This is a genomic window from Sphingomonas sp., from assembly GCF_031380695.1.
In the GTDB taxonomy this organism is placed as follows: domain Bacteria; phylum Pseudomonadota; class Alphaproteobacteria; order Sphingomonadales; family Sphingomonadaceae; genus Sphingomicrobium.
The window spans coordinates 1-2,266 of sequence record NZ_JANMWY010000335.1 but is presented as its reverse complement, the minus strand read 5'-3'; the positions used below and the strand labels follow the sequence as shown (position 1 = coordinate 2,266).

3 protein-coding genes are annotated in these 2,266 nt (G+C 66.8%); all 3 read left to right on the top strand.

Annotated elements, in window-relative coordinates; all coding sequences use genetic code 11:
* Positions 1 to 150: 150 nt before the first annotated feature.
* On the top strand, positions 151 to 1,407 hold the full coding sequence (locus tag RMN84_RS12060) for a sarcosine oxidase subunit beta family protein (protein ID WP_309612411.1): 1,257 nt from the start codon (positions 151 to 153) through the stop codon (positions 1,405 to 1,407).
* Complete coding sequence (locus tag RMN84_RS12055; RefSeq protein WP_309612410.1) at positions 1,408 to 1,671, top strand: sarcosine oxidase subunit delta; 264 nt, start codon at positions 1,408 to 1,410, stop codon at positions 1,669 to 1,671.
* On the top strand, positions 1,668 to 2,266 hold a 599-nt coding region (locus RMN84_RS12050), incomplete at its 3' end, for a 2Fe-2S iron-sulfur cluster-binding protein (RefSeq protein ID WP_309612409.1). The genes RMN84_RS12055 and RMN84_RS12050, both read left to right, overlap by 4 nt.

The window sequence follows — 2,266 nt, the reverse complement described above, 5'->3', positions numbered from 1 at the left end:
CGTCGGGTTCGGCCTGTCGCCGGCGAGTGGTCACGCCATCCGTGACCTCGTCGTCGACGGTAGCTGCTCGTTCACGGACATCGCCAAGCTCGGCCTCGCGCGCTTTGCCACCCTGGAGCCCGATTGGCGCGAAGCGCGCGGTTGGGCGGCGTGAAGGGCTATTCGGCGCTTGCGCTGCTGCGTGCCGGACTGACCGGGCAGCGCCATTGGCCACGCGCCTGGCGCGATCCGGAACCCAAATCCCACTATGACGTGATTGTCATCGGTGGCGGAGGCCATGGCCTGGCAACCGCTTATTATCTCGCCAAGGTCCACGGCATTCGCAGGGTCGCGGTGCTCGAAAAGGGCTGGATCGGCGGCGGCAATACCGGCCGCAACACGACCATCGTCCGCTCCAATTATCGTCAGCCCGAACTCCACAACTTGTTCGAGTTCAGTCTCAAGCTGTGGGAAACGATGAGTGACGAGCTGAACTACAACGTCATGTTCAGCCCGCGCGGCGCCCTGGTCCTGGGTCATAGCGACGCCGACATGACCCGGCTCGCCCAGCGTGGCGATGCGCTTCGCTGCGCCGGGATCGACGCCGAACTGATGACGCGCGCCGAGATCGCTAAGTTCGTGCCCAATCTTGATATGTCGCGCAGCGCGCGCTTTCCGATCGAGGGCGGGATGATCCAGCGGCGCGGCGGAACCGCTCGTCACGACGCGGTCGCCTGGGGCTACGCCCGCGCCGCCGATGCGATGGGCGTCGACATCATCCAGAATAGCGAGGTCACCGGGCTGGCCATCACCGGCGGTCGCATCACCGGGGTCCAAACCTCGCGCGGAGCGATCGGCGCGGGCCGCGTCGGAATCTGCGTCGCGGGGAATAGCGGACCGCTCGCAGCGATGGCCGGCATCAAGCTGCCGATCGAAGCACAGACTCTCCAGGCGTTTGTTACCGAAGCGGTCAAACCGATGATCGACACGGTCGTCATGTCGCAGTCGCTCCACTGTTATATCAGCCAGTCGGACAAGGGCGGCATCGTCCTGGGCGGCGATCCCGATCGCTTCCCCAGCTATGCCCAGCGCGGCTTCCCGCTACCGATCGAGCGCGCCGCCGCCGAAGCGATCGCGCTGATCCCCGCGCTGGCACGGCTGCGCATGGTGCGTTGCTGGGCAGGGACGACCGACATGAGCTTCGACGGCTCGCCGATCATCTCGGCGTTGCCGGTCGATGGCCTCTTCCTCAATGGTGGCTGGTGTTACGGCGGGTTCAAGGCGACCCCCGGGTCGGGCTTCGCCTTTGCCGAACTGCTCGGCACGGGCACGTCGCATCCCCTCGCCGCGCCGTTCGATTTCGGCCGGTTCGCGCGCGGGGCGACGATCGACGAAGCAGGGGTCGGTGCGATGCCGCAGCTGCGCTAGATGATGCTCGTCGACTGCCCCCACTGCGGTTCCCGTGCGCAAACCGAATTCACCTATGAGCGCACGCTCGATTCGATCGTCACGATCGACATGGCGCCCGACGAGGCAATGCGCCGACTTTACGAACGCACGAACCCTCGCGGTCTCGACGACGAACTGTGGCGTCATTCGTTCGGATGCCGCCAATGGCTCGTCCTTCGGCGCCATCGCACGACCCATGCAATTGAGGCGGTCGCGACATTCGATCCGGCAGTACACCTGTGAGCGGCCCGACGCGGATCGGCGGCCACGCGGGCGCGAGCCTGCGCTTCACCTTCGACGGGGCCGAATATAGCGCCCGCCCCGGCGACACGCTCGCCGCCGCCCTGCTCGCCCACGGCGTCGGGCGGGTCGCGCGGAGCTTCAAATATCACCGCCCGCGCGGGATCATGGCGGCGGGCGTTGAGGAACCCAATGCGCTGGTCACGGTCGGGCTCGGCGGCCGCATGGAGGCGAATACGCGCGCGACCGACATTTTCGTCTACGACGGCCTCGTCGCGCGGAGCCAGAATTGCTGGCCGAGCCTTGCCTTCGACCTCGGCGCGGTCAACGGCCTGCTCGCTCCGTTCCTTGCGGCAGGCTTCTACTACAAGACCTTCTTCGGATCGCCCAAGCGGTGGATGTTCTACGAGAAGTTCATCCGTCGCGCCGCCGGCCTTGGCCAGGCTCCGACCGAGGCCGATCCCGATCATTACGAGCATCGCGCCGCCTTCTGCGACCTCCTCGTCGTCGGCGCGGGTCCAGCCGGGATCGCCGCCGCTTTGACTGCCGCGCGGTCGGGCGAGCGAGTGATCCTGGTCGAGCAGGATCGCCTCATCGG